Raw genomic sequence first — 4,529 nt, 5'->3', positions numbered from 1 at the left:
GCCTCGCGCATCCCATCTTGGCCAGCGATCATCCGATCGCATCAAACAGGCCGGACATATGGATGCAGCGATCCGATCACCTCAAAAGCTCTTGTGCCACGGGGGCCGTCCACATATGGGTCCCGGCGTTCGCCGGGACGACAGCATTCCGAAAGATCACGCCTGAACGTGATCGCGGCCAACAAAAGGCCAGAGTGGGATGACAATCCGAACCACCGTCATCCTGCCGAGGCCTTACATGCGACATGCTCTTTCCATTGCCCTCCTCGTAAGCCTCGCCAGCGCGGGCCTGGCCTCGGCGCAGGGCCGGAAGATGACCGAACTGCTCGCGCCGCGCGATCCCGGTCCGAATGAGGCGGTCCGGGTCAAGGTCGTTACCGGTCCGCTGCCGTTCGGTGCTCGCCTGGTCGTGAAGACCGAGCAGGGCGACGTGATCGGCTCGATTATGACCTACGGCGTGCCGGGGCCGAATGACACCCGTTCCGAAACCTTCCCAGTTCAGTCGAGGAATGTGGTCAACAAGCGGCTTCGGCTGCAGGTGCTGGTGGAAGCGCCGGGCGCGATGACGCGATCCGCAACGCCGGACGAAATCCGCGGGCTCGACGTCATGATCGTGCCGCGCACGCCGTGATCGCTGCCGCCGCTTTACTCCGCATCCGGTTTTCCCCTATCGTCTAGCCAACAACGCGCCGTCATTGCGAGCGTAGCGAAGCAATCCATCTGTCCGCCCGCCGAGGCGCGGATTGCTTCGCGGAGCCTGTCATCGGGCGGCGCTTCGCGCCGACCCGGTGGCTCGCAATGACGGATAAATAATCCCAGGGGAAACCCCAATGAACGATCCCGTTGACGTCCTGATCATCGGCGCCGGCGCGTCCGGCGCTGCGGTGGCGTGGTCGCTGGCTGAGACGAAAATGCACATCCTTTGCCTTGAGCAAGGCGGCTGGATGAATCCCGCGGAATATCCGAGCACCGGGCGGGACTGGGAAGCCAAGTTCTATAGCGACTGGTCGACCAGCCCGAACGTCCGCGGTCGTCCTGAGGACTATCCAATCAACGACGACAACTCGCCGATCAAGGTCGTCAACTTCAACGCCGTCGGCGGCTCGACCGTGATGTACACGGCGCATTGGCCGCGGCTACATCCGTCCGATTTCAAGGTGAAGACGCTCGACGGCGTCGCCGATGACTGGCCGATCGACTACGATGCGCTCACCCCATTCTTCGAAGAGAACGACCGGATGATGGGCGTATCGGGCCTGACGGGCGATCCGCGCTCGCCATTGACGCACCCGCCGATGCCGCCGCAGCCGCTCGGGCTCTCCGGTCCGCTGATCGGCAAGGCCATGAACAAGCTCGGCTGGCACTGGTGGCCGTCGGACACCACGGTCGCGACCATGGACTATGAGGGCAGGGCGCGCTGCATCAATCTCGGCCATTGCACGCCGGCCTGCGCGCAGGGCGCGAAAGCCTCGACCGACATCACCTATTGGCCGCATGCGATCCGCGCCGGCGTCGAGCTCAAGACGCATTGTCGCGTACGCGAGATCCTGACCAACGAGCACGGCATGGCCTCCGGTGTCGTCTATTATGACAAGGATGGCGTCGAGCAGTTTCAGCCGGCCGAGGTCGTCATCATCGCCTGCAACGGCGTCGGCACGCCGCGGCTGCTCTTGAACTCGGTCTCCGGCCGGTTTCCAAATGGTTTGGCCAATTCATCCGGCCTGGTCGGCAAGAACCTGATGTTCCATCCCTATGCGCAGATCTACGGCTTCGTGAAGGAGCCGACCGACAGCAACCGCGCGCCGCCGACCTGCCTGTGGAGCAAGGAGTTCTACGACACCGACCTCTCGCGCGGCTTCGTCCGCGGTTATGGCATTCAGTTCGGCCGCGGCGCAGGGCCTGTGTTCGAGGCCGTCGCGAGCGAGCAGAAGGGCATTCTGCCGTGGGGTGCGGATCATCACCGCGTCTTCCGCAAGCTCAACGGCCACCGCCTCGCGGTCTCTGCGATCTGCGAGGATCTTCCTGAGGAGCACAACCGCGTCACGCTCGATCCCGTACTGAAGGACAGCCACGGCATTCCCGCCCCGAAGATCGACTACACGATCAGCGAGAACAGCCGGAAGATGATGGAGCATGGGTTGGCGCGCGGCCGGGAGATTCTCGAAGCCGCCGGCGCGACCGATATTTGCACCAATAGTCCGATCCCCTGGGGCGGCTGGCACCTGCTCGGCACCGCACGGATGGGCACGGACCCTGCGCGTTCCGTGGTCAACGAGTGGGGCCGCTCGCATGATGTGAAGAACCTGTTCATCGTCGACGGCAGCGTGTTCGTCACCTCAGGCGGCGTCAACCCGACTTCCACGATCCAGGCGATCGCGCTCTACATCGCTGACCAGATGAAACAGCGTCTTGCCAATTTGTTCGACTGAGGATGCCATGTCAGCCGATACGCTCTCCACAGCCCAGCGCGACGATCTCAGGACCATCGCGGCGATGATCGTTCCCGAGAGTGCCGAGTACAAGGTGCCCGGCGCAGACGATCGGGCCATCCAGGCCGACATCCTGGCAACGCTCGGCCGCGATACCGAGCAGGTGCGCGCCGCGCTCGACCATCTCGCGCGCTTGGCCGGCCAGCCGCTTGCCGAGCTCGACGCGGCGCAGCGCGAGAAGGTTGCAAAGGAATTCCGCGCGACCGGCGGAGTTCCGGCGGCAACGCTCGTCCGCGTCGTCCTGCAATGCTACTACCGCGACGACCGCGTGCTGCGCTCGCTCGGCCACGAACTGCGTGCGCCGTTCCCGAAGGGCCACACGCTGGAGCAAGGCGATTGGTCGCTGCTTGATCCCGTCAAGGCGCGCGGCGGCAGCTTGCGGCGCGCGCCCTGGCGTCACGGCAGGAAGTCGTAGCCCGGGTGGAGCGGAAAGCGTAACCCGGGACATCTATATCCGCGGCTGCGACCGGTCCCGGGTTACGCTGGCGCTTCACCCGGGCTACGTCCCGCCGAGTGGAGAGAGCTCCAGCGCCCTAGCCATTTGGGCAGGTCGGCGCCCAACATGGGTACCTTGCGCAGGAGGAACCCGGCCCCCATGTGAGTTCTCCGAAGGAACCTCACCATGTTGGATTTTGCCCCAAATAACGCCAGCGACGCGCTGTCGCCGCGAACGACTGAAGCTGCCCCGGGCAATGACCGGGCGCTGCTCGACGCCTATTCCAACGCCGTGATCGACGTGACCGAACGCGTCGGTCCCGCGGTGGTGCGCGTCGAGACCGGCCCGAAGGTCCGAACACCGCGCGAGCGTGGCGGGCTCGGTTCCGGCATCGTCATCTCGCCCGACGGTCTCGTGCTGACCAACAGCCATGTGGTCGGCTCGTCGAAGGAGATCCGCCTGCGCGACACCGAAGGTTTCGTCACCGATGCCCATGTGCTCGGCGTCGATCCCGACACCGATCTCGCATTGCTGCGGGCCGATGGCGCGCGCGATTTGCCTTACGCCTCGCTCGGCGACTCCAAGCAACTCCGGCGCGGCCAACTCGTGGTCGCGATCGGCAATCCGCTCGGCTTTGAATCGACGGTCACGGCCGGCGTGGTGTCGGCGCTGGGCCGCTCGATCCGCTCGGTCAGCGGGCGCACGATCGAGGACGTGATCCAGACCGATGCCGCGCTCAACCCCGGCAATTCCGGCGGCCCGCTGGTGTCGTCGAATTCGCAGGTGATCGGCATCAACACCGCGATCATCAACGGCGCGCAGGGCATTTGCTTTGCGGTCGCGAGCAACACCGCGCAGTTCGTGCTGTCGGAGATCATCCGCCACGGCTATGTCCGCCGCGCCTTCATCGGCGTCGCCGGCCAGACCGCGCCGGTCCCGAGGCGCCATGCGGTGCTCGCCGGCGTCGAGAACAAGATGGGCGCGCTGCTCGCGCAGATCGAGCCGGACAGCCCGGCGGCAAAGGCGGGGCTTTTGCCCGGCGACGTCGTGATCAAGCTCGACGGCGTCGACATCAACGGCGTCGACGATCTGATCCGCGCACTCGACCGCGACCGCATCGACCGCACGCTGGCCATGGACGTCCTGCGCCTCGGCCGCCTGCGCGCGATCGACATCCACCCGATCGAACGCAAGCCGGCGAAGTGACGGGCAAGCTGTCAGACCCCTCATCGTGAGGAGCGCGAAGCGCGTCTCGAACCATAGGGCCCCGCCGGTGCCCTCATCCTTCGAGACGCCGCTTCGCGGCTCCTCAGGATGAGGGGAAAGAGCGGTGCCCGCGTCGGTCGGAATTCATCGCAGCCCTCGAGCTGCCAATTGATGTGCCCTCGCCCCTTGTGGGAGAGGGCAGCTCAGCGGTCAGCAGCGAACTCGATGGGGTGAGGGGTCTCTCTCCACGCGCACCGTGCCCGCGGCGACGACCCCTTGTATCTGCACGGGCATGATTTGTGCGATGGAAGCGATTTAGCGTCTTGGCCGGTGGCCACCGGCCAAGACGCGTGGCGAAGTCGCCCGTTACCCCTCCGGCCACAACCGTGGATGAGCTT

General features: G+C 65.4%; 4 protein-coding genes. All 4 read left to right on the top strand.

Translation table 11 applies throughout. The annotated features are described in order from the left end of the window. Nucleotides 1-238: 238 nt before the first annotated feature. The 4 genes from ACZYOF_RS42425 to ACZYOF_RS42410 all read left to right on the top strand — a co-directional run bounded on the left by ACZYOF_RS42425 (nucleotide 239) and on the right by ACZYOF_RS42410 (nucleotide 4,131). Entirely contained in the window at nucleotides 239-631 is a 393-nt protein-coding gene (locus ACZYOF_RS42425) for a hypothetical protein (RefSeq protein WP_463719459.1), read from the top strand. A 199-nt stretch (nucleotides 632-830) separates the two neighbouring features. Further along, nucleotides 831-2,429: a GMC family oxidoreductase gene (locus ACZYOF_RS42420; RefSeq protein ID WP_463719458.1), complete on the top strand. Its 1,599-nt coding sequence runs from the start codon at nucleotides 831-833 to the stop codon at nucleotides 2,427-2,429. A gap of 7 nt (nucleotides 2,430-2,436) precedes the next feature. Next, on the top strand, nucleotides 2,437-2,904 hold the full coding sequence (locus ACZYOF_RS42415; protein WP_463719457.1) for a hypothetical protein: 468 nt from the start codon (nucleotides 2,437-2,439) through the stop codon (nucleotides 2,902-2,904). 207 nt (nucleotides 2,905-3,111) lie between these two features. Continuing rightward, nucleotides 3,112-4,131, top strand: a complete 1,020-nt coding sequence (locus ACZYOF_RS42410) for a S1C family serine protease (protein ID WP_463719456.1) — start codon at nucleotides 3,112-3,114, stop codon at nucleotides 4,129-4,131. Nucleotides 4,132-4,529: the final 398 nt, after the last annotated feature.

It is taken from the genome of Bradyrhizobium sp. LeoA1Lang, assembly GCF_055413685.1.
Note: the sequence above shows the minus strand (reverse complement) of the source record. Positions and strands in the feature narration are given on the sequence as shown.